Source organism: Bacteroides sp. 2_2_4 (genome assembly GCF_000157055.1).
Classification (GTDB): Bacteria; Bacteroidota; Bacteroidia; order Bacteroidales; family Bacteroidaceae; genus Bacteroides; species Bacteroides ovatus.
Window position 1 is genome coordinate 2,683 of sequence record NZ_EQ973356.1, and the last position, 24,867, is coordinate 27,549.

At 41.6% G+C, this 24,867-nt stretch carries 29 protein-coding genes; 7 read left to right on the forward strand and 22 right to left on the reverse strand.

Going from position 1 to position 24,867, the window contains the following annotated elements; genetic code table 11:
* The 4 genes from BSCG_RS24135 to xpt all read left to right on the forward strand — a co-directional run.
* A partial coding sequence (locus BSCG_RS24135; RefSeq protein ID WP_241762135.1) for a thiamine pyrophosphate-dependent enzyme occupies positions 1-484 on the forward strand: 484 nt, incomplete at its 5' end.
* Positions 485-487: 3 nt separating this feature from the next.
* On the forward strand, positions 488-1,072 hold the full coding sequence (locus BSCG_RS24130) for an indolepyruvate oxidoreductase subunit beta (RefSeq protein ID WP_004311458.1): 585 nt from the start codon (positions 488-490) through the stop codon (positions 1,070-1,072).
* Positions 1,073-1,083: 11 nt separating this feature from the next.
* Positions 1,084-2,391 (forward strand): phenylacetate--CoA ligase, encoded by a 1,308-nt coding sequence (locus tag BSCG_RS24125; protein ID WP_008774846.1) that lies wholly within the window; start codon positions 1,084-1,086, stop codon positions 2,389-2,391.
* A gap of 90 nt (positions 2,392-2,481) precedes the next feature.
* Complete coding sequence (gene xpt / locus BSCG_RS24120; protein WP_004311456.1) at positions 2,482-3,054, forward strand: xanthine phosphoribosyltransferase; 573 nt, start codon at positions 2,482-2,484, stop codon at positions 3,052-3,054.
* 17 nt (positions 3,055-3,071) lie between these two features.
* Here the strand turns inward: xpt and BSCG_RS24115 are convergent, their stop codons facing one another.
* The 18 genes from BSCG_RS24115 to BSCG_RS24030 all read right to left on the reverse strand — a co-directional run bounded on the left by BSCG_RS24115 (position 3,072) and on the right by BSCG_RS24030 (position 21,485).
* A complete protein-coding gene (locus BSCG_RS24115; protein ID WP_008774847.1) occupies positions 3,072-3,833 on the reverse strand; it encodes an EFR1 family ferrodoxin in 762 nt (253 codons plus the stop codon).
* Positions 3,834-4,191: 358 nt separating this feature from the next.
* A complete protein-coding gene (gene rplT, locus BSCG_RS24110; protein WP_004297540.1) occupies positions 4,192-4,542 on the reverse strand; it encodes a 50S ribosomal protein L20 in 351 nt (116 codons plus the stop codon).
* Positions 4,543-4,640: 98 nt separating this feature from the next.
* Entirely contained in the window at positions 4,641-4,838 is a 198-nt protein-coding gene (gene rpmI / locus BSCG_RS24105) for a 50S ribosomal protein L35 (protein ID WP_004326827.1), read from the reverse strand.
* Between the two features lie 69 nt (positions 4,839-4,907).
* Entirely contained in the window at positions 4,908-5,519 is a 612-nt protein-coding gene (gene infC / locus BSCG_RS24100) for a translation initiation factor IF-3 (RefSeq protein WP_004307244.1), read from the reverse strand.
* 72 nt (positions 5,520-5,591) lie between these two features.
* On the reverse strand, positions 5,592-7,532 hold the full coding sequence (gene thrS, locus BSCG_RS24095; protein WP_004297531.1) for a threonine--tRNA ligase: 1,941 nt from the start codon (positions 7,530-7,532) through the stop codon (positions 5,592-5,594).
* Positions 7,533-7,614: 82 nt separating this feature from the next.
* Complete coding sequence (locus tag BSCG_RS24090) at positions 7,615-9,645, reverse strand: tetratricopeptide repeat protein (RefSeq protein WP_008774849.1); 2,031 nt, start codon at positions 9,643-9,645, stop codon at positions 7,615-7,617.
* A 76-nt stretch (positions 9,646-9,721) separates the two neighbouring features.
* Complete coding sequence (gene def / locus BSCG_RS24085; protein WP_004313245.1) at positions 9,722-10,276, reverse strand: peptide deformylase; 555 nt, start codon at positions 10,274-10,276, stop codon at positions 9,722-9,724.
* Positions 10,277-10,321: 45 nt separating this feature from the next.
* Complete coding sequence (gene ruvX / locus BSCG_RS24080) at positions 10,322-10,738, reverse strand: Holliday junction resolvase RuvX (protein WP_004307247.1); 417 nt, start codon at positions 10,736-10,738, stop codon at positions 10,322-10,324.
* A 74-nt stretch (positions 10,739-10,812) separates the two neighbouring features.
* Positions 10,813-11,952 carry an OmpA family protein gene (locus BSCG_RS24075; RefSeq protein ID WP_008774850.1) on the reverse strand — a complete coding sequence of 380 codons (1,140 nt, stop codon included), beginning with the start codon at positions 11,950-11,952 and terminating at the stop codon, positions 10,813-10,815.
* A 318-nt stretch (positions 11,953-12,270) separates the two neighbouring features.
* On the reverse strand, positions 12,271-13,239 hold the full coding sequence (locus BSCG_RS24070) for a PCMD domain-containing protein (protein WP_004307249.1): 969 nt from the start codon (positions 13,237-13,239) through the stop codon (positions 12,271-12,273).
* 25 nt (positions 13,240-13,264) lie between these two features.
* A complete protein-coding gene (locus BSCG_RS24065) occupies positions 13,265-14,371 on the reverse strand; it encodes a sulfotransferase family protein (protein ID WP_004311448.1) in 1,107 nt (368 codons plus the stop codon).
* 82 nt (positions 14,372-14,453) lie between these two features.
* Positions 14,454-15,914 carry a sulfate adenylyltransferase subunit CysN gene (gene cysN / locus BSCG_RS24060; protein ID WP_004307251.1) on the reverse strand — a complete coding sequence of 487 codons (1,461 nt, stop codon included), beginning with the start codon at positions 15,912-15,914 and terminating at the stop codon, positions 14,454-14,456.
* A gap of 12 nt (positions 15,915-15,926) precedes the next feature.
* Positions 15,927-16,835: a sulfate adenylyltransferase subunit CysD gene (gene cysD / locus BSCG_RS24055; RefSeq protein WP_004297523.1), complete on the reverse strand. Its 909-nt coding sequence runs from the start codon at positions 16,833-16,835 to the stop codon at positions 15,927-15,929.
* Between the two features lie 7 nt (positions 16,836-16,842).
* Positions 16,843-17,451, reverse strand: a complete 609-nt coding sequence (cysC, locus tag BSCG_RS24050; protein WP_008774851.1) for an adenylyl-sulfate kinase — start codon at positions 17,449-17,451, stop codon at positions 16,843-16,845.
* Positions 17,452-17,463: 12 nt separating this feature from the next.
* Positions 17,464-19,017, reverse strand: coding sequence for an SLC13 family permease (locus tag BSCG_RS24045; protein ID WP_008644081.1), 1,554 nt, complete (start codon positions 19,015-19,017; stop codon positions 17,464-17,466).
* Between the two features lie 11 nt (positions 19,018-19,028).
* On the reverse strand, positions 19,029-19,853 hold the full coding sequence (gene cysQ / locus BSCG_RS24040; protein WP_008651639.1) for a 3'(2'),5'-bisphosphate nucleotidase CysQ: 825 nt from the start codon (positions 19,851-19,853) through the stop codon (positions 19,029-19,031).
* A gap of 251 nt (positions 19,854-20,104) precedes the next feature.
* Positions 20,105-20,599, reverse strand: a complete 495-nt coding sequence (locus BSCG_RS24035) for an SPOR domain-containing protein (protein ID WP_004311445.1) — start codon at positions 20,597-20,599, stop codon at positions 20,105-20,107.
* A gap of 115 nt (positions 20,600-20,714) precedes the next feature.
* Positions 20,715-21,485: an SDR family oxidoreductase gene (locus BSCG_RS24030; protein ID WP_004307255.1), complete on the reverse strand. Its 771-nt coding sequence runs from the start codon at positions 21,483-21,485 to the stop codon at positions 20,715-20,717.
* Between the two features lie 200 nt (positions 21,486-21,685).
* On the opposite strand from BSCG_RS24030, the gene BSCG_RS24025 reads away from it, so the two are divergent.
* The 3 genes from BSCG_RS24025 to BSCG_RS24015 are packed head-to-tail and all read left to right on the forward strand — an operon-like array spanning position 21,686 to position 22,551.
* Positions 21,686-21,895, forward strand: a complete 210-nt coding sequence (locus BSCG_RS24025) for a YtxH domain-containing protein (protein ID WP_004297513.1) — start codon at positions 21,686-21,688, stop codon at positions 21,893-21,895.
* A 32-nt stretch (positions 21,896-21,927) separates the two neighbouring features.
* The gene (locus BSCG_RS24020; protein ID WP_004297511.1) at positions 21,928-22,290 is read left to right on the forward strand and encodes a phage holin family protein; all 363 of its coding nucleotides are present in this window, start codon (positions 21,928-21,930) and stop codon (positions 22,288-22,290) included.
* A gap of 3 nt (positions 22,291-22,293) precedes the next feature.
* Entirely contained in the window at positions 22,294-22,551 is a 258-nt protein-coding gene (locus BSCG_RS24015; RefSeq protein ID WP_004297510.1) for a hypothetical protein, read from the forward strand.
* A gap of 7 nt (positions 22,552-22,558) precedes the next feature.
* Here BSCG_RS24015 and BSCG_RS24010 read toward each other — a convergent pair whose 3' ends face one another.
* From BSCG_RS24010 to BSCG_RS23995, 4 genes are all read right to left on the reverse strand, one after another.
* Positions 22,559-22,951 (reverse strand): DUF86 domain-containing protein, encoded by a 393-nt coding sequence (locus BSCG_RS24010; protein WP_008644079.1) that lies wholly within the window; start codon positions 22,949-22,951, stop codon positions 22,559-22,561.
* Positions 22,944-23,237 carry a nucleotidyltransferase family protein gene (locus tag BSCG_RS24005; RefSeq protein WP_004311443.1) on the reverse strand — a complete coding sequence of 98 codons (294 nt, stop codon included), beginning with the start codon at positions 23,235-23,237 and terminating at the stop codon, positions 22,944-22,946. Before BSCG_RS24005 ends, BSCG_RS24010 begins: the two co-directional genes overlap by 8 nt.
* A gap of 405 nt (positions 23,238-23,642) precedes the next feature.
* Positions 23,643-24,398 (reverse strand): glycosyltransferase family 2 protein, encoded by a 756-nt coding sequence (locus BSCG_RS24000; RefSeq protein WP_008651635.1) that lies wholly within the window; start codon positions 24,396-24,398, stop codon positions 23,643-23,645.
* A gap of 30 nt (positions 24,399-24,428) precedes the next feature.
* Positions 24,429-24,854, reverse strand: a complete 426-nt coding sequence (locus tag BSCG_RS23995; protein WP_229096967.1) for a glycosyltransferase — start codon at positions 24,852-24,854, stop codon at positions 24,429-24,431.
* Between the last annotated feature and the right edge of the window lie 13 nt (positions 24,855-24,867).

A 24,867-nucleotide genomic window follows, 5' to 3' on the forward strand; every position in this document is an offset into this window, starting at 1 on the left:
AGAATATCCATCTCATAAAGTATTCAGCGATATCGGCTGTTATACATTAGGTGCAAATGCTCCTTTCAATGCAATTAATTCATGCGTGGATATGGGTGCTTCCATTACGATGGCAAAAGGTGCCGCTGACGGAGGTCTTTTCCCGGCTGTAGCTGTCATCGGCGACTCAACGTTCACCCATTCCGGAATGACCGGACTGTTAGATTGCGTGAACGAGAACGCCAGTGTAACCATCGTCATCTCCGACAATGAAACCACCGCCATGACAGGTGGACAGGATTCTGCCGGAACCGGACGCATCGAAGCGATCTGTGCAGGTATCGGAGTAGATCCGGCCCATATCCGTGTAGTTACTCCATTGAAGAAGAACTATGAGGAAATGAAGCAAATCATTCGCGAAGAAATCGAATATCGTGGTGTATCTGTCATTATCCCACGCAGAGAGTGTATCCAGACATTAACACGCAAAAAAAGAAGTAAGTAAGCCATGAAAAAAGACATTATATTATCAGGAGTCGGCGGACAGGGAATTCTGTCCATTGCCACAGTAATCGGCAAAGCTGCCTTGAAAGAAGGATTATACATGAAACAAGCGGAAGTACACGGAATGAGCCAACGCGGAGGAGATGTCCAATCCAATCTCCGCATCAGCGACCAGCCGATTGCTTCAGACCTGATCCCATCAGGCAAATGTGATCTCATCATCTCATTGGAACCGATGGAAGGATTGCGTTACCTCCCCTACCTTAGCCCTACCGGCTGGTTGGTGACTAACGAAACTCCGTTTGTCAACATCCCCAATTATCCGGAAACAGACAAAGTGATGGCAGAAATCAACAAACTGCCTCATAAGATAGTATTGAACGTAGACAAAGTGGCAAAAGAAGTAGGCTCCGCCCGCGTTGCCAACATTGTCTTACTGGGAGCAACAATCCCATTCCTGGGCATTGATTACGAAAAAGTACAAGACAGCATCCGCGAAATCTTCCTGCGTAAGGGAGAAGCAATTGTAGAAATGAATCTTAAAGCATTGGCAGCCGGCAAAGAAATTGCGGAAAAGCTAATGCAATAAAAGGCATTACCATGAGTACACAATACTGGGAAGAAGAATTAGAAACCATGAGCCGGGAGAAGTTGCAGGAATTGCAGCTTCAACGGCTTAAAAAAACAATCAATATAGCTGCGAACGCTCCATATTACAAAGAAGTTTTCAGCAAACATGGCATCACAGCAGATAGCATACAGTCATTGGATGATATCCGCAAAGTACCTTTCACTACCAAATCTGACATGCGCGCCCACTACCCGTTCGGACTGGTAGCAGGTGATATGAGCAATGATGGTGTACGTATTCACTCTTCCAGTGGTACCACCGGAAACCCGACTGTTATTGTTCACTCACAACACGACCTCGATTCTTGGGCCAACCTGGTAGCCCGCTGTCTGTATGCAGTAGGAATACGCAAGACTGACGTTTTCCAAAACAGCTCCGGATACGGTATGTTTACAGGAGGTTTAGGCTTCCAATACGGTGCAGAACGCTTGGGCTGCCTGACAGTCCCTGCCGCTGCAGGAAACAGTAAACGACAGATTAAATTCATCAACGACTTTAAGACTACCGCTTTACATGCTATCCCCAGCTATGCCATCCGCCTTGCAGAAGTCTTCCAGGAAGAAGGACTCGATCCCAAAGGAACCACACTGAAAACCCTGGTTATCGGCGCCGAACCCCATACCGACGAACAACGCCGGAAAATAGAAAAAATGCTGGGTGTAAAAGCCTACAACAGCTTCGGCATGACAGAAATGAACGGTCCCGGTGTTGCCTTCGAATGTAAGGAACAGAATGGAATGCACTTCTGGGAAGACTGTTATCTGGTAGAAATTATCGATCCGGAAACAGGCGAACCAGTTCCGGAAGGAGAAATCGGAGAATTAGTACTTACGACTCTTGATCGTGAAATGATGCCGTTAATCCGCTATCGTACCCGCGATTTAACCCGTATTCTTCCCGGAAAATGCCCATGCGGCCGTACCCATATCCGTATCGACCGTATCAAAGGCCGCAGCGACGATATGTTCATTATCAAGGGAGTAAACATCTTCCCGATGCAGGTAGAAAAGATTCTCGTACAATTCCCCGAATTAGGCAGCAACTACCTGATTACGCTGGAAACTGTCAACAACCAAGACGAGATGATCGTCGAAGTAGAATTAAGCGACCTTTCTACCGACAATTATATTGAACTGGAGAAGATCCGCAAGGATATTACCCGCCAATTGAAGGATGAAATATTGGTGACTCCTAAAGTTAAACTGGTAAAGAAAGGCTCTCTTCCTCAAAGCGAAGGAAAAGCCGTCCGGGTGAAAGACTTAAGAGACAACAAGTAACGATTCAAATATCCATGTGCTAATATACCAACCGCTGTTTTCACCATGCGGGATGGAATATTAGCACATTATTAATTAATATCATACAGCATGCAATTACTTAAAAAAAGAATTCTGCAAGACGGAAAATGCTACGAAGGAGGTATCCTGAAAGTAGACGGTTTTATTAATCATCAAATGGACCCTGTCCTGATGAAATCAATCGGAGTCGAGTTTGTCCGTCGTTTTGCAGCCACAAACGTAAATAAGATTATGACAATCGAAGCCAGTGGCATCGCCCCGGCTATCATGACAGGCTACCTGATGGATTTACCAGTTGTATTTGCAAAGAAGAAGTCTCCTAAAACCATCCAGAATGCACTAAGCACCACTGTGCACTCATTCACTAAAGATCGTGATTATGAAGTCGTTATCAGTGCCGATTTCCTCACTCCAAATGACAATGTTCTTTTCGTGGATGACTTCCTCGCGTATGGCAATGCCGCATTAGGCATTATCGACCTCATCAAGCAATCCGGAGCAAATTTGGTAGGAATGGGATTCATTATTGAAAAAGCCTTCCAAAATGGGCGTAAAAAACTTGAGGAGCAAGGCGTCAGAGTAGAAAGCCTGGCTATCATTGAAGATTTATCCAATTGCTGCATTAAAATCAAAGACGAGTAGATTAATTGGCGAGTAGATTAATTAGGATTGAAATACTGCCCTTTATCTTTCGTTCTTTTCCCATATTGCACCGCATGCTGCGGACAAACATGATAACATGCCAGGCATGAGGTGCAATCCATCCCCCAAACAGGCTTTCTGCCCATCATCATAATATTCCCTACCGGACAACTCTTCTCACAACGCCTACATCCAATACAAGCATCCGTAGTATAAAAATTCTCGGGAGACATCTGAAAGCGATTAAATAAAGGATTGATAATCCTCGTCTTAATAAAAGGAATACTCCCTTCATGACAAAGAAACAACTCTTCCCTCCTACTTATTGAAGCATTAATTTGATTGACAGTCGGAATAGCATCTGCCAGTTTTTTCTCCTCTAGTTCTTTCTTATCTACGTCAAAACCGGGAAGCAATACATAATTATTGGGCATAGTCACAGAAAAGCCTGCATGACACTTCCAGCCTTTATGACTCAAAGCCTTCTCCAGCACCTGCTGCGTAAGCCCGGTATCATCCCCACAGGAACAAACAAAAAACAAATATTGTCTTTTATACCCCTTTAAAGAGAGTTGCCGAATAAAATTAAGTACGATTGCAGGAGGCGCCCACGAATAGACAGGAAATACAAAACCGATCTTTTCATCTTTCCGCAAACAAAACTCAAACGTTCTGTTCTTTAACGCATCGGGAATAAAAAACAATTCTTCTTTTTGCTCTTTGGAAAGCTGATTTGCAATCCATTTAGAATTACCTGTACCGGAGAAATAGAATATCATAGAAAAGTATATAAAAAAGCCGCATCGACGATGTGATGAAACTCTGATAGAACAAGATTTGAGCGCTCGCCCTCTTTGTAATCCACCGGCTTAAAGCTGTCCCGAAGGATGTGGCCCGCCATTGAAGAACGAAGCTTTCTCGGTGCATCAGATTAATTTGAAGAGTTTCCCGATCCAGTCGATACGGCTAATATTTTTGTATCACAAATGTAATAAGAATACATGAAACTAACAAGAAAAAAAAGGATTTTGTTTGCCAACTAACATTTTTTTTATTCCCTTTCATCTGCCTAACAAAAGAAAAGTGCCAGTTACTAGCTTAGTAACTGACACTTTGTAACTCGTAAACTATTGATGCTTAAGCAGCTTTTGCTTTTGCAACTACAGCTTTGAAAGCTTCCGGGTGATTCATAGCTAAATCAGCCAAAACCTTACGGTTTATTTCAATACCGGCTTTGTGCAGACCGCCCATCAATTTAGAATAAGACATTCCTTCAAGACGTGCAGCAGCGTTGATACGTTGTATCCAAAGAGCGCGGAAGTTTCTTTTCTTATTTCTACGGTCACGGAACGCGTAAGTCAAACCCTTTTCCCAAGTGTTTTTAGCTACGGTCCATACATTCTTTCTTGCACCAAAGTAACCTCTGGTTAATTTCAAAATTTTCTTTCTTCTTGCTTTTGAAGCAACATGATTTACTGATCTTGGCATAGTTTTACTTTTTTTGAATGTTAGCGCCGCTACTTCACGCAGCGAACTTCAGGCTAATGCATTCGGTTAATACTTTAATAATACTTTTACGCTTTTGATTACTTCATTGCTAAGAGTTCCTTAACCTGGCTTACATTTGTTGTATCAACAGTTGTAGAGTAGCACAGATTTCTTTTTCTCTTCTTAGTTTTCTTAGTCAAAATGTGACTGTGAAAAGCGTGCTTTCTTTTGATTTTACCTGTTCCGGTAAGGGTAAACCTTTTTTTAGAACCGGAGTTAGTCTTCATCTTTGGCATCTTACTTGTTTTTAAATTATTAAATATATAATGGCAACGCACTATACCTGCGCGTTACGCATCCTTTTCTTATTCTTCGCTCGTTTCCGGCTTCTCTGCTTTTTGTGCAGGAGCAGCAGGTTTCGGTGCTCCGGCCGTTGCAGGCTTTTTAGGAGCTTCTTTCTTCTTCGGAGAAAGCTGGATAGTCATACGCTTACCTTCCAATATCGGCATCTGATCCACTTTTGCATAGTCTTCCAAATCATTCGCAAAACGAAGCAACAATACTTCACCTTGTTCCTTAAAAAGGATAGAACGACCTTTAAAGAATACATAAGCCTTCACCTTATCACCGTCTTCCAAGAATCCTTTAGCATGTTTCAACTTAAAGTTGTAATCATGGTCATCTGTCTGGGGACCAAAACGAATCTCCTTCACATTAACCTTCACCTGCTTCGCTTTCTGTTCCTTCTGACGTTTCTTTAATTGATAAAGAAATTTAGAATAATCAATAATACGACAAACAGGGGGTTGAGCATTAGGAGAAATTTCCACTAAATCCAATTCTTTTTCTTCAGCCATTTTCAGAGCCTGAAAGATTGGATATACTTTCGGTTCAATATCATCGCTTACTATGCGAACTTCCTTGGCACGAATCTGTTCATTGATTCTGTATTGCCCTTTTAGAGTGTCATTCTTCATTAAAAACGTTTACTTCCTAGTTTGATCTTTTTATTGTTATACTAAATATTTTATTCTGAAACGGCTGCAAAGTTACCATTTATTTATCATATTCTGAACTTCTTCGTTCAAAATTTTAGCAAATTCTTCAAATTTCATGGTTCCTTTGTCACCTTCGCCTTGTCTACGAACAGAAACTTCACCATTTTCAGCCTCTTTTTCACCGACAATCAGCATATAAGGAATGCGCTTCATTTCATTATCACGAATCTTGCGGCCGATCTTCTCGTTACGATCATCTACAATCGCACGGATTTCGTGTATTTTCAGATACATCTTCACCTGTTCTGCATATTCATTGAACTTCTCACTGATCGGCAGAATAACTACCTGTTCCGGTGTCAGCCACAATGGGAACTTACCGGCAGTGTGCTCAATCAATACAGCAACAAAACGTTCCATTGATCCGAACGGAGCACGGTGAATCATCACCGGACGATGCTTCTGATTATCAGAGCCCATATATTCAAGTTCAAAGCGTTCCGGCAAGTTGTAGTCAACCTGGATAGTACCCAGCTGCCAACGACGACCGATAGCGTCTTTCACCATAAAGTCAAGCTTAGGACCATAAAAAGCAGCTTCTCCATACTCAATCTTAGCAGGCAAGCCCTTCTCCGCACAAGCCTCGATAATAGCCTGTTCCGCTTTTTCCCAGTTATCATCGCTACCAATATACTTTTCACGGTTCACTTTATCACGCAAAGATATCTGTGCTTCAAAATTCTGGAAATCCATAGAACGGAACACAATAGATATAATATCCATCACACGAAGGAACTCATCTTTCACCTGCTCCGGACGACAGAAGATATGCGCATCATCCTGCGTAAAGCTACGAACACGAGTTAAACCATGTAACTCTCCACTTTGTTCATAACGACAAACCGTACCAAATTCAGCTATACGCAACGGAAGGTCTTTATAAGAACGTGGGAAGTTTTTGTAAATCTCACAGTGGTGAGGACAGTTCATTGGTTTCAAGAAATACTCTTCCCCCTCTTCCGGAGTATGGATAGGTTGGAAAGCATCCTTGCCATATTTTGCATAGTGACCCGAAGTCACATACAGCAACTTATTACCGATTGGCGGAGTAATCACCTCCTGATAATCGTAACGTGTCTGGATACGACGTAAGAACTCCTGCAGACGCAGACGCAATGCAGTACCTTTCGGCAACCACATAGGAAGTCCCTTACCTACAGTTTCGGAGAACATAAACAACTGCATCTCCTTACCAATCTTACGATGGTCACGCTTCTTCGCTTCTTCCAATAACACCAGATATTCATCCAGCATTTTCTTCTTCGGGAACGTGATACCATAAATACGAGTCAGCATCTTACGATCTTCATGACCACGCCAATAAGCACCAGCCACTGAAGTCAACTTAATAGCCTTGATCGGAGCAGTCGTCATCAAGTGAGGACCACGACAAAGGTCAGTAAATGCACCCTGGGTATAAGTCGTAATGTGTCCGTCTTCCAGTTCAGAAATCAATTCACATTTATATGTTTCGCCACGATCACCAAACATTTTCAGAGCATCCGTTTTTGCGATGCTTTTTCTGACTACGTCTTCTTTCTTTGCAGCCAGTTCCAACATTTTAGCTTCAATGGCAGGAAGGTCGCTTTCTTTAATTACCGCTTCACCCGGATCCACATCATAGTAGAATCCGTTTTCAATAGCCGGTCCGATACCAAACTGGATACCCGGATAAAGTTCCTGCAAAGCTTCCGCCAACAAGTGTGCACTTGTATGCCAGAATGCATGTTTACCTTCTTCATCATCCCATTTATAAAGAACGAAATTAGCATCTTCATTAATAGGACGTCCTAAATCATAAGTCTCGCCGTTCACGCCACATGCCAGCACTTCCTGTGCCAGACGCGAGCTGATACTTTCAGCAATCTGTAAACCGTTCACTCCTTCGTTATACTCACGAACGGAGCCATCGGGAAATGTTATCTTTATCATAATATGATGATGTTATATTTTCATAATTTGAACGCAAAAGTAACTAAATCTTTTGAGTTTTCTATTTTTTATCAAAAAAATGTTATTCCGATTGATCTGTAAAACGTTTGATAACATTATAAGCAGAAACAATCCCCAACTCACCGGCTTTACTCAAATCTGAAATGCCCAGCTTATTATTTCCTAAGAAAATGTGAGTCAGTCCACGATTGAAATAAGCATCCGCAAAATCAGGATTTAGCTCGATCGCCTTATCGTAGTCAATAATTGCGGCACGGTAATCTTTCAACATGGCAGAAACATTAGCACGATTATAATATGCGTACACAAAGTCCGGAGCCAGATTAATCACCTTATCCAAATCTTTTCTCACCACCTCATAATCTACCGCGGTAATCTCTTTACGCTTATTATCGCCAGGAACAACATCTGTTTCGACAGCTTGTTCAGCCTTCTGATATTCCAACTGTTTACAACGAATCAATGCACGCATAAAATATGCCGGGAAGAAATCACCATCCAGCAAGATCGTCTGGGTCAAATCAGAAACCGCACTCGAGAAGTCCTGCACCAGATAAAAATCAATCGCACGGGCAAAACGTTTCGAAGCATTCTTGTCATCTTCCACAATCGCCGATGTGTGTGTATCAATCAAGGCAAAATGCACCTTCACCTGTTCTTCCGTCAATGGAGCTTCCATATTTGTGATACGAAGACGTTTCGGAAGTATACCCGTACGGTTCAAGTCTTCAATATATTTGTGGAAGTTCACCGAACGTTTCACGTCACTCATCTTCTCATAATAAGTCAAAGCGAACATCGGTTCCAGCGTTATATTTACATTCTTATCCTGCACACGACCACGATAATCACTTGTATAGCGTTGTTCGGCTTCAGAATCATCCGCAATCACTATCTTACGATAGTTATTCATATTCTTATCGGATTTCTTACGGGTCTTCTCTCCGCCTTCCTCATCATTCTCCTTATCCTTGTTCTGTGCTACATCTTTGTTCGTCACACCGTTCTGCTTGTCGATCTGAGCCTTCATGACTTTAAATTCATCCTGCTCCACACCCTTCTTATCTCCAATCTTTCTGCGAGCTTCCGAACGCTGATAGTATCCGGCCAGGAAGTTCGGATACTGATTGATAACAGTTGTGTAATCTTGTATAGCTCCGCGATAATCACCCGTTTGCGCACGAAGTAAACCACGGTTAAAGACAGCCATCATATTATCCGGCTCCATCTTGATAACAAAGTCGAAGTCTTCAATAGCCCGGTTATCATCTCCTACCTGTGCACGTAACAATCCGCGATTATAATGACCGATAAAGTTATTCGGGTCAATATCCAATGCCAGATCATAATCGCTCATGGCACCTCTTAAATTATTCTGATGAAAACGTGCCAATGCACGGTTTATATAATTTCCAGCATTCTTAGCACTCAACGGAATAGCACGGTTGAAATCCGCTTCCGCTTCCGCATACTTAGCCTGTTGTAATTTAACAATCGCTCTTGCAGCCCAAGCATCCGGATCATATTTATCCAGTTCAAGCGCCTTATTGAAGTCATTCAAGGCAGCAATCGTATCTTTCTGTTGTAAAGACACTTCCCCCCTCATCAAATAAGCACGGGTATAGCGTGGAGACACCTTCAACAAGCTTTCCAAATCCTCTTTCGCAGCATTATAATCCTTCTTCTGGATATGAGATAATGTCAGGTTATGCCATAAGGTAATATTCTCCGGATCATAATGCAACGCTTTCTTATAATCCTCAATCGCTCCATCAAATTTACTCTGACGAATCCTTGCCAAACCACGAATCTGATAAGCACCCACCACAAATGGATTACGCTGGATAGCTGCATCACAGTCTGCTTCAGCACCCTGAAAATCCTCCAGATTCAGTTTAGCCAATGCCCTGAAGAAATAAGGTTCATACAGATAAGGCTTAGCGTTAATAACCTGGTTAAAATACTGAATAGAAAGTACATAGTCCTCAAAATAAAGAGCGTTTCGGGCAATAGTCATCACCCGATCCGTATTTATTTGAGCACACACCAGCGTTGGGAACAGTAATAAAACTGTTAAGATTCTTTTTATCATTGATATTTTATGCTTGTAAACGAAGCAAAAATAATGCTTTTCGCTTACTTAACAGGGATATAAACGTTTTTTATCTTTATTTCACCTGTTTCATCTTATATGAACTGCGCGCTTTCCCCTTCAACATCGTATTCAGCTTTCCTTTAATCATCTGCTTACGAAGCGGTGAGATATGGTCGATGAACATCTTACCATCCAAATGATCGAACTCATGTTGCATCACCCGAGCCAGATAACCTTCCACCTCTTCCTCATGCTCCACAAAATTCTCGTCCATATATTTCACGCGAATTTTATCACCTCTCTTCACTGTTTCGTGAATACCGGGAAGGCTTAAGCATCCCTCTTCCATATTCACTTCTTCCCCTCCTACTTCCAAAATATGAGGATTGATATACGCCTTATTAAAGTCTTTAAATTCAGGATATTCCTCCGAAAGCGGATCCAATGTAATCGTAACCACGCGAATAGGCAAACCAATCTGTGGAGCAGCCAATCCTACACCGTCCGCATGTACCATTGTTTCGAACATGTTCTCAATCAACTCTTTCAGATTCGGATAATCCGGTGTTATGTCCTCTGCAACCTTTCTCAATACAGGTTGACCATATACATAAATAGGTAAAATCATACTTTTATACTCTACTAAAAAATTAAGTTATTCTTATGTCCTATACTAAAAACGTTTACTCTCCAAATATGTTTGCAAAATAATAGTAGCACTTATTTCGTCCACCAATGCCTTGTTTTGGCGGTCTTTTTTCTTCAAACCTGCCTCCAGCATGGTACGGTGTGCAAGAACAGAAGTGAAACGTTCGTCCACATATTCGACCGGAAGGTCCGGATAACGCTTTTTCAGCGAACGAACAAAAGGCTCTATATTCTTCATATTCTCCGAAACCTCATTATTCATTTGCTTGGGCAATCCAATAATAATCCGCTCCACCGGTTCTTTAGCTATATATTCACCGATAAAGTTCAGAAGTTCATGCGTGGGCACCGTCGTCAATCCGTTTGCGATCAGCTGCATTGTATCGCTCACAGCTATTCCGGTACGCTTTCTTCCATAATCTATTGCTACTATTCTGCTCATGGGGTACAAAAATACAAAAAAGACGCTTCCCGTGAAAGGAAACGTCTCTTTTATTCTATTATTTCAAATGTATATTATTCTTCAACAATAGCTACACGGCTTAACTTAGCATCATCATAGAACATGTTGCTTACACCACCCTTGTAATCAACCTTCAATTGAGAAGCAGGAACACCAAATTCATTAACCATCAGGTCACGAACAGCTTCAGCTCTCTTCTTACTCAACTTCATGTTGTATTCAGCAGAACCAGTACCCTTATCAGCATATCCTGTTATAGTAAACACTTTATCAGTTGCTTTGATACCCTTAGCCATAGCTTCAATATTCATGTATTCTCTCTTGCTGATGTTGCTCTTTCCGATATTGAATACAACAACCAGACGTGGAACGAATCCAGCTTCTTTCTTAACGATCACTTCAGGTTTCTTGTTACGAGCTTCAACCAAGTCACGTTTCAAAGATTCGTTTTCACCCTTCAAAGCGTTCACTCTGTCTCTCATGTCGTTCAACTGGCTTTCCGGAACCATTGGTACAGTAGGAACAGCATCCCAACCACGTTTCTTAAACTTGTAAGTAACACCTATAGTCAGACCAGCCAATCCTTCAGGACCTGAATTGCCGAATGCGCCTTTCATCAAAAGTCCACGCAATTCAACGTTAAGATCCAAAGCAGAAGACAAACGGAAACGGTTGATCAAACCGGCATTGATACCCAGTTCGTCGTAACCTGCACCTTTTCCTGAATGTACAAATCCAGCTCCTGCATAAGGAATGAATGAATACAGACGATCTTCTCTATAACCACAAATCATATTGGAAAGATTCAGCATTACATCTCCATGGAAGTTCATCACATTCCACTTTTCTTTGTAGTAGCCATTAGAATACTGTCCTCCGTCTACAAGCGGACCATTAGCATTAGGAGTAGCACCTTTAGCCTGAAGCCCGTTGTAAGCTACACGTAATCCGATACCCGGAGTAAACCACTTACCTACAGCAATGTCAAGTGCCGGAGCAAGACGTTTTCCGAAGTCAGCTTTACCATCATTGTCGCCAAAATACATTTGTGCGCCAACGCCACCACTAATAAACCAGTTAGCACCAAAGCGATTTGTTTCCACTCTATAACTCTTTGCTGCATTTTCTTTTTCTTGTGCAGGCAGACATACAGAGACTGCTGCCAATAAAATAAACAATAAACCCTTTTTCATCTCAATTTATTTTAGTAAATAATATATTTCAATTGTCTTACAGGCTAGATACACAACCCAAATGTTCCACACCTGACTAAGAGACAATAAACGTCATCCTTTCTTCTAAAATTAGTGCAAATATAGATATTTAATATAACACAAACAAAAAAACACGTAATTTTTCATTCATTCATAGAATTTTATAGAGCGATAAAAGTGTAATATAACTTCAGAAGGCATCTGAAGGGGTTTGTTGTGGAAGAATTAAAACAAAAAAAATAGTCAGTGATGAAATTAGATCACTGACTATTTCTATTCTTTGTCTATATACTTTAGTTAATATACCAGTTTTACATTGTCAATCCACAGTGTATTTCCCGGAGAACCGATATAGGCTCCTCCATGACTGGACGTGAACTGAAGACACATATGAGTCGGAACATCATTTTCATCTCCCCAGGCCACTTCATGAATAGGCACGCTTTCACCCTTACTGTTCACCGTATAACTTTCAGTCGCCTGCAAACGCATCATGTGCGACTTATATTCCGGACGATTCGTGATGTCACCGTACATAATCTCATAGGTCGCATTATTTTTCCAGTCCGTCGAATGATAGTAATAAGTCACCATAGTCCCTATCCGTTTTGCATACACATTTCCATTGGCATCTTCCCAACGTTTTTGCAGAAGCAGGATAGCTGCCGGATAATCTTTTCCGGGAACATCCGTAATCTTGCTGAAACCGGTAGCGCGAATACGATTCTCCCGGTCGGACATCTTCACTTTATAGTCAAACTGAAGAGCCACCGGCTTTTTGGTAAACGGAATACCAGTCTGCAACATTTTCTGTGGATTTTTAGTACCCTTAATCGGCTCATGCACTGAACCGGTAAAGACAGAGCCAGCCGCCAACACCGTAATATTAACCAGTCCCAACACTTTCACACTCTCCATGCGCGTATCCAAACGGGCGCAATATCCATCTCCCCGCTTCTCCGGAAATACCGAAGTATTAGTCTTCGTAATACCGGCAACTTTCGCCATCACATTTGAAGTAGCCCAAGGCGATCCGCCCATATTCTTATAAACCTGATCTCCCTTAATTACCGTCGTCGGCCCTATCGCATATACATTCTTTGTATTCCCACCGATAATGCTCGATTCCTTTATCTGACGGTCCACCCATTGATCCATGTCCCCAAAAGGAAGCATTTCAACTTTATGTTGCGCCATCAAAGACAAGGAAGAAATAAATGCAACGAAACCTGTCATCAACAGGCGATGAACGCTTTTCTGAATCATCAATACTTTTCCTTTCTTTTTCTTCTTATAAATTATAATCCCATTGTTTCAAAGCAAAATCCCAATTCTCTTCTACCAAACGAATCGTACGGTCGTCATATTTATACTTATTCTTCTTATATCCCTTCTTTCCGCCCACATATTTTTCTATATCAGTACGTGCTTCGGTAAATCCAGGGATAGAAAGAGACTGATAAATATTCTCCGTCATTCCCATCGCATCCGCTTCGAAATCTTCAAATTTCACTTCCATCAAGTTACCTTCCGGAATAAATTTCTTATCCGATTCATACTTATGATAAAGTTTTGCATAGATAGAAAGGACATTTTCCTCTAATTGTTCATTGCTGACATCCTGCAACTTCAACGGTTGAATCGTATTTGTAAAGAAACTGCGTGTAGATTCGAATACGGTATACGGATTACGCATCAGGTAGATAAACTTAGCATTCGGGAACATCTTCACCAGTTCCTTCACCCTTCCGGTATGCGGAGGATTCTTGCTAAGGAATTGAGTTCCCTGGGTATTCCACAAAGAAATCTTAATCAACTTCGTGAACACCTCTTCAAACACCTTCAATTCGGCATCCGTTATATCATCAAACAAAAGATACTTATCGGCATACTCCTGCTGATATTTCGGCAGGAACCAGAAATTATAATATGTATAAGGCATCATGTTCGACAAAGCAAACTCCTCTTCCTGGGGAAGATCCACTGCCAGTTCCATATTATCCGTCGGACGTTTATCCGGCATCAGCCAACTCATATTCTTTTTGAAGAAAGGCTGTCCCCACATCATCAGATGAGGAAATACAGTCTGATAAGTAGTGTTATACCCAAAATGCTTGTCACAAGAGAACACATTATGTACAAATGTAGTTCCACTCCGCCAGTGTCCCAAAATGAACACCGGATCATGCTCCAATGGCTGATTAGCCAGCAACTTCTCGTAACGCCTGTCTTGTAATGACGCCAGTGGAGAAAGCAATCGGCACACAGCCTTCGTCAATCGGTATTTACCTTTGTAGGCTGCGTCAATTTCACGCCCGGCGGTGATAGCCTTGAATGTCTTCCAGTCGGCACCTACCAATGTATTAATCGGAAGTTTATTAAATTCGAGTAATCCCACTTTATTAATTAGAAATTAAGAATTAAAAATTAAAGACGACAGAATGCTGTCATTTTCAGTTTTCAATTTATTGTTGAACAATCTATTTTATTAGTCGCACTGCAAGGCCCTGACGTTCCAGTTCCTTCACAGCTTTCTCTACCGCTTCATAATGTTCCGGAGCAATTCCCAGTTTTGCCATATCCAATACCGGAATATCCTCCGTGTCACTCATATCTTTCATTTCCACGCGGTCGATAATCATACCTACTGCCGAAGTATTATTAGTGATCGGGTCAATCAGGATAAATGAGCCACAAGATTTATTCTTCTTATAAGGATCAAAGAACAATTCCTTAGCCGTAGTCAGCACCACACGGGCAATCTGATTCAACTGCAAAGGCAACGTCTCTTTAGTCAGCTGACCATTCTCCAGAGACAGATGCTCCATCGTATTCACGTCCACCTTATACTTTATCGTATCAATACGCGTACGACTCAAATTGGTAGTCTGCTTAATAAAGAACGACTTATTTACATCCATCGGTTCTTCATCCATCCAGACCATCATAGCATCAAAGTTACGATCCACCGTTGGCAGATTGTCAGGATGCACCAACATTTCGCCGCGCGACACATCGATCTCATCCTCCAATGTCAAGGTCACAGACTGCGGTGGGAAAGCATAATCCAATTCCCCGTCATAAGTCACGATACTCTTCACCTTAGATGTTTTTCCGGAAGGAAGCGCCATCACCGTATCCCCTTTGCGAACGATACCGGATGCAACTTTACCACAGAATCCTCTGAAATCCAGATTCGGACGAAGCACATACTGAACCGGGAAACGGAAATCCGTAAAATTATGGTCATTATCAATATGAACCGTTTCAAGGAAATCGAGCAAAGAAATCCCCTTGTACCACGGAGTACGTTCAGACTTATCCACCACATTATCCCCATCCAATGCAGAAAGTGGAATACAGTTGACGTCAGGAATACCTAATGGAGCAACAAACTTCTTATAGTCAGCCACAATCTCGTTAAAACGCTCTTCCGAGAAACCCACCAGGTCCATCTTGTTGACAGCCAACACCACATGCTTGATTCCTAGCAAAGACACCAGGAAAGTATGGCGACGAGTCTGGGTAATCACTCCGGTACGAGCATCCACCAAGATAATAGCCAAGTTAGCCGTAGATCCCCCGGTAATCATATTACGGGTATACTGTTCGTGTCCCGGAGTATCCGCGATGATAAACTTACGACCATTCGTTGAGAAATAGCGATAAGCCACGTCAATCGTAATACCCTGTTCACGTTCAGCCTTCAATCCATCGAGCAATAACGCATAGTCAATATGCTCGCCCGCATTCCCCACACGTTTACTATCACGCTCCAGTGCATCCAACTGATCCTCATACAGTTTCTTACTGTCAAACAACAAGCGTCCGATCAACGTTGATTTTCCATCATCTACCGAACCCGCAGTCAACAGTCTCAACAAGTCTTTCTGTTCATCCTTGTCCAGAAAAGCTTTTATATCTAATTTATTATCTGCCATAACTAGTTACAATTAAAAGTATCCCTCACGCTTCTTTTGTTCCATACTACCCTCCTGGTCAAAGTCAATCACACGGGTAGTACGTTCACTCTTCGTCGTAGTCATCATTTCCTCCACAATCTCTTCAATCGTAGCAGCTCCACTTTCCACTGCCCCTGTCAGAGGCCAGCAGCCCAACGTACGAAAACGAACCATCTTCATTTCAATCTGGTCACGGTACTTTTCAGGCAAACGGTCATCATCCGCCATAATAATATTGCCATCCAAATTAATTACCGGACGCTCCTTAGCATAATATAACGGAACGATCGGAATATTCTCCAAGCGAATATACTGCCAAATATCCAATTCAGTCCAGTTGCTAATCGGGAATACACGAATACTTTCCCCCTTATGCACGCGGGCATTATAAATATCCCACAATTCAGGACGCTGATTCTTCGGGTCCCATTGGTGAAACTTATCCCGGAAAGAGAAAATACGTTCCTTCGCACGTGACTTCTCCTCGTCACGACGGGCACCACCAAATGCAGCATCAAACTTATACTTATCCAACGCATGAAGCAAAGCCTGCGTCTTCATCAAGTCCGTATGCACCTTGCTTCCATGCGTAAAAGGTCCTACCCCTGCATGAAAAGCCTCCATATTACTTTCAACAATCAGATTCCATCCGTACTTCTTCGCATATTCATCACGAAACTGAATCATCTCCTTGAACTTCCATTTCGAATCGATATGCATCAACGGGAATGGCACTTTACCCGGATAAAACGCTTTTTCAGCCAAGCGTACCATCACCGAGGAATCCTTTCCGATACTGTAAAGCATCACCGGATTCTCAAATTCCGCCGCCACCTCGCGGATGATATGAATAGACTCGGCTTCGAGCTCCTTCAAGTGGCTTAATTTATATTCTTCCATATTTATTTCATTTTATACACTTCACTTTTGGCAAAACAAGCTCCAACAAACGGTTCACCGACTCCTCCAAAGTCAATTTGGAAGTATCCAGTGACAAAGCCGGATGTTCGGGAACCTCGAAAGGTGCGGAAATTCCTGTAAAATTCTGAATTTCCCCTTTCCGTGCCTTCGCATACAATCCTTTCACATCACGTTTCTCACATTCCTCCAGCGGAGTACTAACGAAAACCTCCAGAAAATCATCCTTAACAATAATGTTTGCAGCCATTTCGCGAATATCATTATTAGGGCTGATAAATGCAGCAATCGTAATGATACCACTATCCAGAAACAACTTCGACACTTCCGCTATGCGACGGATATTTTCCACCCGGTCCGTTTCGGAGAATCCCAGGTTATTATTAATTCCACTACGGATATTATCCCCATCCAGGATACGGCAAAGCAATCCACGCTTATGAAGTTCACGTTCCAATGCGATGGCAATCGTGCTCTTTCCGGAACCACTCAATCCGGTAAACCAGATCATCACACTGTGTTGCCCCAAAAGCTCTTCTTTGTCCTGCCGCGTCATCATGCGGTCAAATATCGGATATATATGGTTCTTTTCTTCCATTTACAATTTTATTTAAAAGTTCCAGATCAACGGGATCAGAATAATAGAGATTAAGAAAGTGATAATATTAAGCGGCAACCCGATACGTACAAAATCCGTAAACTTATAGTTACCGATACCTTGCACAATCAAATTTGTCTGATAACCGATCGGTGTCGAGAAGCTGGCAGATGCAGCCATACAGATCACCACAAAGAAAGGCGTAGGGCTCACTCCTAATTGGGCAGAGATTGACAGTGCCAAAGGAAACGCCAAAGCCGCTGCTGCATTATTAGTTATCAATTCCGTAAACAAGTTCGTGATAATAAATACCATTGCAAGCAACACATGCGGGCCGTAATCATCACTCAACCCGATAATAAACTTCGCAACACTATCCGCCACACCAGAGTTCACCATTGCCTTACTGATAGCAAAAGCACAGGCAATAGTAATCAGAATATCCCACGAAATATATTTAGTATATTTACGGGCAGGGAACAGATTCGTCCATGCCATAATAATAGTAGTAATAGACACAAAGAAAAACATATCCAGTTTGATATCCGGAAACATCTCCTTCGTTATCGGAAGCTCACCCACCGTTGCGCCGACAATCATCAGAACCAGCAACAGCAAAGCAAACCAACGCTTCTTCTTCCCGGTAGTATCCGGCTCATTCCCATTCGTCAACAAGACAAACACAGAAGATTCCCCCCATGTCGGAATAAACGTATCATCCGCCATCACCACCAATGTATCCCCTTCGTGAAGTACCACTTCCTCCAGATTCGACACAAAACGTTGTCCGTTACGTGTTTTAATCTCTTTTACCTCCGCACCGTAATGACGCTGGAAATTAAAATCCTTCAGTTTTTTATTGATACCGGGAAAACGGGCACCCAAAACAGCCTCTACCCGATGCAACTTCTCCCCTTCTTCTACTTCTTCATCCGGCACAGCCGTATCCGGACGTGCATCCGGCAAAAGACGTTTGGAGAAAAGAAATATATAAATGATTCCGGCAATAGCTATAAAAATACCCACCTTTCCGAGCTCGAACATAGAAAAGCCTTCAAATCCGGCCTCCAATATCATACCGTGCACCACCAGATTGGTAGAAGTACCGATCAAGGTACAGATACCTCCTAAAATAGTCACATAAGAAAGAGGAATCAGAAACTTCGTAGCCGGGAGATTCACCGACTTAGCCCAATGCTTGATAATCGGGGCAAAAATAACCACAACAGGCGTATTATTCAGAAAGGCAGAAATAAATGCCACCGAAGGTAAGATACGCAACTGTGCCTTAAATACTGTCGTCTTTCCTTGCGGAAGCAACTTCTTAATCACTTGTCCCAATGTGCCCGACTGACGAATACCCTCACTCACCAGAAACAGCAGAGCAACGGTAATCATCCCTTTATTACTAAACCCTTCCAGCATCTCCTTAGGAGTCAGAATGCCGGCACACAGAAACAAAACCACTACCGAAAAAAGTATCATGCCCGGACGCATCTTATCTGCTATCAAAGCCGCTACCATTCCTAATAGGGATAATAGTACAAATACAATTTCAAATGTCATATAAACATTATTTAGTGTTCTCTTTTTGGCTCAACGATAAACCACGGATTCAATAAATCCTCCTTATTATATCGTAGAGGTTCTTCCTTTCCAGCCTGATATACTTCCATCCCTGCAGCACGGGCTATCGCATGCCCGGCAGCCGTATCCCACTCCATCGTCGGAGCGAAACGCGGATATACATCAGCCTTACCTTCAGCAACCAGACAGATTTTAATTGAACTTCCGCTCGAAATCAACTCCACACTGCCGTGTTTCTTCTTCAAATCTGCAATATATGATTCCGTTTCAGGCGACAGGTGCGAACGGGAAGCAACCACGATCAGATGATCGTGCACCTCCTTCAAAGGTATCTGTTCCGACTTCCCAATCAGTTGTTCCAATGCCACGCCGTCATCTTCCAAACTGACAATACCGGAACATTTATAAGCCCCTACACCTTCGATCCCGAAATAAAGTTCTTTTTTAACAGGCACATAAATAATACCGAATACAGGTACAGAGTTCTGCACCAAAGCGATATTTACCGTAAATTCTCCATTGCGCTTAATAAACTCCTTCGTTCCATCCAGCGGATCTACAATCCATAAAGTATCCCATCCTCGACGGATCTCATACCCTAAATGCTTCCCTTCTTCACTAAGAACAGGAAAAGGAGTATCGTTCAGAATAGCCACAATCGCTTCATGCGCTTTTCTGTCTGCTATAGTTAGCGGAGAGTTGTCAGCTTTCCTCTCTATTTCAAAGTCCGATGCCGGATCATTATAAATAGAAAGAATCTTTTCACCTGCTTTTAGAGCCGCGTCGATAGCAGCCATTACATATTTTTGTTCCATTCAATCTCTAAATTAATGCCCTATTCACATTCAGGCAAAACATCCTCCAAATTAAGAGTTGACAAAAGTAAAAACTTTCTTTGCTATAAAAGTTTCCCCACTATCATTTATAACTTCTTTTAGTAGAAAGATAAAAATATCTAAACGAAAAAGCCACTCATTTTCAATAAAAAAGCAGTAACTTCCCAGTTACCGCCTTCTTATTCGGAAAAAAACGTTCGTTCTTTCCAATATATATTACCAAAAAGAAATCAATATACACGATACAGCAACCAAGCACCCTGGAAATCCGAACGGTTCGGGTATTTAGCCTTGAATGCATCGCGAGCTTCAGCAGCAGCAGTCTTGTCAGCAAAAGAGTTCACAATCACACGATACATTGCCTTATCAGCATTAAATGCAATCGTAGAGTGATATCCCTGTCCGTCCAACCAATCTTTCAGGCCTTCAGCATTCGCTTTCACACCAAAGCTACCTGCTACAACGCTATAATCTTTCAATCCTTCGTTACCGGAAACCACTGTAACCTTTTCCTGACGAACGCCGGATGTATCTGCCACTTTAGTAGTTGTCACAGGAGCTGCAACCACCGGAGTAACCTCTACCGGAGCTTCCACCTGCGGTTCTGCCAATTCTTGCTGTTTTGCTTTTTCGTAAGCTTTCTTATAGGCACTTTCGCTGGATTTACAAGATGCAAATGCTAGCACCAAGCATACTCCCATTCCTAATACGACTAATTTTTTCATAATCCTATACTCTGTTTTAATTAATAATTCAATATTCTCGTCTATTATATTTAGTTTCGGGCAACAAAATAATAGAAATTTTATCATCCGGCAAAGAAATCCGTCAAAAAAACGTCTATTCCGGCTTCTTCTTATACGAAATAGTGCCTGTTGCCTGATAAGTAGGCATCAAAAGTACCTCCGCAATCTGAATATGTGCAGGAGCCGACGCGGCAAAATAAACCGTTTCTGCAATGTCATCTCCCGTCAACGGACGAATCCCTTTATAAAAATTATCGGCAGCTTCCTTATCTCCCCGATAACGCACCACTGTAAAGTTTGTCTCCACCATTCCCGGTTTGACATTCGTCACTCTCAATGGAGTATCCACCAGATCAATCCGGAGTCCGTCCGAAAGAGCCTTCACGGCAGCTTTCGTTGCGCAATACACACTTCCGCCCGGATAAGCGGCATCCCCCGCAATAGATCCTATATTAATAATATGTCCGCGTCCGCGTTCCACCATACCGGGCACCACCAAACGCGTCATAGCCAACAGTCCCCTTATATTCGTATCGATCATGATATCCCATTCATCCAGGCTACCCTCGAATTCCTTATCCACACCGATCACCAGTCCGGCGTTGTTCACCAACACATCAATCGCCTTCCATTCTTCGGGTAATGATTCCAAAGAGGCGGCAGCCAATTTCCGGTCGCGCACATCAAAAGGCAATATATAAACCCGGACACCATACGCCCCTTCCAGTTCAGCTTTCAGTTCTTCCAGTTTCGATACGGTACGGGCATTCAGAATCAGATTCCATCCCTCCCTCGCAAATTTACGGGCACAACCCTCACCAATTCCGCTACTGGCGCCAGTTATAAAAACAATCTTAGCTTCCATTATGTTTTGATTTACAATATTCGAAAACAAAAGTACGCCTTAACCTTCAAAGGTTAGCTACGAAAGTCAGTTAAATAAGATTAAACCATAAAAGAAAAAAAGAATTATAAAACGTAGCAAAAAATTTCAGTTTTCACGAACAACCTTTCCATAAAAATGTTATATTTGTTGTATCATAATCATTTTAAACATTATACATTATGAAAGGATTGAATGTTTTAGCAGCTTTTCTGGGTGGTGCAGCCGTAGGTGCAGCCCTTGGTATTTTATTTGCTCCTGAAAAGGGAGAAGATACCCGTCATAAAATCGCAGAGATTCTTCGTAAAAAAGGAATCAAGCTTAATCGCAGTGAAATGGAAACTCTCGTTGACGAGATCGCTGCCGAGATGAAGGGAGAAATAGCAGAATAAGTGAGTAACCAAAGACTAAAAACAGAGCGACCATGTTTGCAGACGATAAAAGTATTGAGAATTTTCAGCAGTTGTTTTTCGAGTTCAAGAAATATCTGGAGCTTCAAAAAGAATATACCAAATTAGAATTGACGGAGAAGTTAACCATACTTTTTTCCACGTTAATTATGATATTAGTACTTATTATCCTTGGCATGGTTGCCCTGTTTTATCTGCTTTTTGCTCTTGCTTATATATTGGAGCCTTTAGTGGGCGGTCTGATGTCGAGTTTCGCCATCATAGCAGGCATCAATGTTGTTCTCATCGCCCTGGTTATTATTTTCCGCAAGCAGCTCATCATTTCTCCGATGGTGAACTTCCTCGCTAATTTATTTTTAACTGATTCAAATAAATAAATTATGAATGCGCAGACCCCGCAGAAATTTACATTAGAAGAGATTGCCGAACGTAAAAAGAAGCTTTTAAATGAGATCCATGCCCAAAAAAAAGCCATGACAGCTACTACACGCGAAATATTTGCCCCACTTGCTCCGGCAACCAACAAGGCGGATGCACTCATGCGTTCGTTCAATACCGGTATGGCTGTATTTGATGGCGTAGTGATGGGAATCAAGATTATGCGGAAGATACGGGCGTATTTTAGAAATTTGAGATAAAAACCATTTAGTCAATCGCTTGATTGGATATTTTCAAATCGTCTATGATTTGTTGCAACACATCTTTTAACTTCGGCAAATCATGTTTTATCACGTCATAAACAATTTCAGCATCTAAATCAAAATAATGATGTGCGATTATATCCCTCATTCCCATTACACCTTTCCAATCCATCTCTGGATAGAAAGATAATAACTTTTTATCTGTTAATTTATCAACACCTTTCACTCCTTCACCGATGGCTATTAATAACATACAAGTACTCTCTAGTCTTTCCATTCCGGATGGAGTCAATAAATAAAAAGAAGGGGAAGTAATAGTTTCCGAGTTCGCTAATATCCTTTCCACCGTTTGGAAAATTTTCTTTAGCAATGATTCTATTATCTGACTTTTACACATAAATTCCATCTTTATTGATACACCCTCTCAATAATTCATCCATATTATTTCGCAACCGAACCAGATCAACAGGGCATTTCAATAGTTTTTCCAATTCTTCTTTAATATGAACTAAAGTAAAGATAGAAGGTCTATCAATTTCAACACAAATATCGACATCACTACCCTCATGTTGTTCACCACGAGCAACGGAGCCAAATATCCCCATGCGAGAAATACCATATTTAGCAGCATTCTTGCGCATATACTCACGAAGCAAAGATAAGTATTCTACAGTAGTCAACATAATAAATTGCTTTTATCTATATTACAAAGAAATGCATTTTCTTTCAAAAACACAATAGATAATCAATAAAAAATATTCTAATTCTTTCTATTATACAAAACTAGAAATCTGAATATTATCTTTAATCAATAAGCATGGTATTAAAAAAACAATATATCAACGATCTTCACAGACAGTTGATATATTTAGAATACATATCAGCATTTTGCCAATATGAGGGGACAGATCAGGAATATACCGCTGTATTTTTCCCAACCTGCAGAATGTAGGGGATTCATGTGTGTAGCATGAAGTTAGGGACCTACATATTTCGTTATATTATAGGCTAATAATCTTCAGAAGTTTATTTTTAGAAAGTGGCTAGTTGATCAACACAAATCAACGATCAATTTCATTTAATTGCCATTATCCTTTCAATAATGCCAATACAAACTGTGGTACTTTCCATGCCATCTTCTCTAATTTAGTCAGAGTAGGCCATAGACCGTGAGAGGAATACACTCTAATGTCCTCTCCCCACATTTTCTTACGCTTAGCACTATCAGTAGAAAGCCCTCCCATACGCATACGTACAACATACTCTTTCAAATAAGTAACAGAAAGTCCGCCCGTCATCAGATAACGCACCAGCAGTTCACTATCCGCAGCAATCTTATAACTTTCGTTATAAAGACCTAGTCTCATCATTACCTCGCGGCGAATATAACAAGTAGGATGTAATGGAAGCCAGCCATGACGTACCTTCCACAAACGATAATCACCGCCAATCCAGTTACGTACTACCTTGTCAGTATTATCGGGATTCACAAAAAGTCCGTCACCATACAGAAAATCCGCTCGAGTAGTCTTCATGTGTTCCACAATGCGGCTTATGACCCCATTATCATAAAAGAAATCATCCGAATGTAGCAATCCGATTACATCACCTGTAGCCACACGAATTCCCTTATTGATGGCTTCATACATACCATGATCAGGCTCACTGATAATAGTTGATATACGATCTTCATATTCTCTAATAATCTCTAACGAACCATCTGTACTCGCCCCATCTACAACAATAAACTCTATGTTATTATAGTCCTGCGCCAAGACACTCTCTATAGCACCACGAATCGTCGCCACACGATTAAAGCATGACGTTATTATAGATACTTTCATAAGATTCTATTTTGAACTCGCTAATTATTGTCATCTCGGAAACCACTCCTGCAGTTTCTTCTCAATCAGTTTCTGTGCGTTTCCTTTCTCTATTTGCTTAAACTCAAAAGTTTTTGCCTGTTCCATTTTTGCAGCAAGCTCCCTTTCGTCAAATACCCCTAGCACACATCCCAAAGTATCCAATTTCCTAATTAATTGAAATTGGTCATGGATATGCTCTACCTTGTCATATCTTGGTATCACAACTATTCTTTTCCTCAATTCCATCGCTTCCGATATTGCTCCCCAGCCACCTTGAAGTATTAATATATCAGCTCTAGAAATATAACCCTTCATCTGCTCCTTTGTACAAAATTTAAAAGCTTTCGCATGTTTGTAGGGATAATCTGTATACCCAGTTTGTACTATCACCTCTTCCTTAGTTATAGCTGCCCATTCATCCACGGCTTTTGCCATACGATTGAAGGCT

Bases quoted from the DNA above. Each gene is read 5' to 3' on its own strand.
- BSCG_RS24025 (WP_004297513.1), top strand. From the start codon at position 21,686: ATGAAAGGATTGAATGTTTTAGCAGCTTTTCTGGGTGGTGCAGCCGTA.
- BSCG_RS24015 (WP_004297510.1), top strand. From the start codon at position 22,294: ATGAATGCGCAGACCCCGCAGAAATTTACATTAGAAGAGATTGCCGAA.
- cysC (WP_008774851.1), bottom strand. From the start codon at position 17,451: ATGGAAGAAAAGAACCATATATATCCGATATTTGACCGCATGATGACG.
- cysQ (WP_008651639.1), bottom strand. From the start codon at position 19,853: ATGGAACAAAAATATGTAATGGCTGCTATCGACGCGGCTCTAAAAGCA.
- BSCG_RS24115 (WP_008774847.1), bottom strand. From the start codon at position 3,833: ATGATATTCTATTTCTCCGGTACAGGTAATTCTAAATGGATTGCAAAT.
- rplT (WP_004297540.1), bottom strand. From the start codon at position 4,542: ATGCCAAGATCAGTAAATCATGTTGCTTCAAAAGCAAGAAGAAAGAAA.
- BSCG_RS24130 (WP_004311458.1), top strand. From the start codon at position 488: ATGAAAAAAGACATTATATTATCAGGAGTCGGCGGACAGGGAATTCTG.
- BSCG_RS24005 (WP_004311443.1), bottom strand. From the start codon at position 23,237: ATGTTGACTACTGTAGAATACTTATCTTTGCTTCGTGAGTATATGCGC.
- BSCG_RS24090 (WP_008774849.1), bottom strand. From the start codon at position 9,645: ATGATAAAAAGAATCTTAACAGTTTTATTACTGTTCCCAACGCTGGTG.
- BSCG_RS24000 (WP_008651635.1), bottom strand. From the start codon at position 24,398: ATGAAAGTATCTATAATAACGTCATGCTTTAATCGTGTGGCGACGATT.
- thrS (WP_004297531.1), bottom strand. From the start codon at position 7,532: ATGATAAAGATAACATTTCCCGATGGCTCCGTTCGTGAGTATAACGAA.
- BSCG_RS24030 (WP_004307255.1), bottom strand. From the start codon at position 21,485: ATGGAAGCTAAGATTGTTTTTATAACTGGCGCCAGTAGCGGAATTGGT.
- BSCG_RS24045 (WP_008644081.1), bottom strand. From the start codon at position 19,017: ATGACATTTGAAATTGTATTTGTACTATTATCCCTATTAGGAATGGTA.
- BSCG_RS24075 (WP_008774850.1), bottom strand. From the start codon at position 11,952: ATGAAAAAGGGTTTATTGTTTATTTTATTGGCAGCAGTCTCTGTATGT.
- cysD (WP_004297523.1), bottom strand. From the start codon at position 16,835: ATGGAAGAATATAAATTAAGCCACTTGAAGGAGCTCGAAGCCGAGTCT.
- def (WP_004313245.1), bottom strand. From the start codon at position 10,276: ATGATTTTACCTATTTATGTATATGGTCAACCTGTATTGAGAAAGGTT.
- cysN (WP_004307251.1), bottom strand. From the start codon at position 15,914: ATGGCAGATAATAAATTAGATATAAAAGCTTTTCTGGACAAGGATGAA.
- ruvX (WP_004307247.1), bottom strand. From the start codon at position 10,738: ATGAGCAGAATAGTAGCAATAGATTATGGAAGAAAGCGTACCGGAATA.
- rpmI (WP_004326827.1), bottom strand. From the start codon at position 4,838: ATGCCAAAGATGAAGACTAACTCCGGTTCTAAAAAAAGGTTTACCCTT.
- xpt (WP_004311456.1), top strand. From the start codon at position 2,482: ATGCAATTACTTAAAAAAAGAATTCTGCAAGACGGAAAATGCTACGAA.
- infC (WP_004307244.1), bottom strand. From the start codon at position 5,519: ATGAAGAATGACACTCTAAAAGGGCAATACAGAATCAATGAACAGATT.
- BSCG_RS24020 (WP_004297511.1), top strand. From the start codon at position 21,928: ATGTTTGCAGACGATAAAAGTATTGAGAATTTTCAGCAGTTGTTTTTC.
- BSCG_RS24010 (WP_008644079.1), bottom strand. From the start codon at position 22,951: ATGTGTAAAAGTCAGATAATAGAATCATTGCTAAAGAAAATTTTCCAA.
- BSCG_RS24070 (WP_004307249.1), bottom strand. From the start codon at position 13,239: ATGATTCAGAAAAGCGTTCATCGCCTGTTGATGACAGGTTTCGTTGCA.
- BSCG_RS23995 (WP_229096967.1), bottom strand. From the start codon at position 24,854: ATGGCAAAAGCCGTGGATGAATGGGCAGCTATAACTAAGGAAGAGGTG.
- BSCG_RS24035 (WP_004311445.1), bottom strand. From the start codon at position 20,599: ATGAAAAAATTAGTCGTATTAGGAATGGGAGTATGCTTGGTGCTAGCA.
- BSCG_RS24125 (WP_008774846.1), top strand. From the start codon at position 1,084: ATGAGTACACAATACTGGGAAGAAGAATTAGAAACCATGAGCCGGGAG.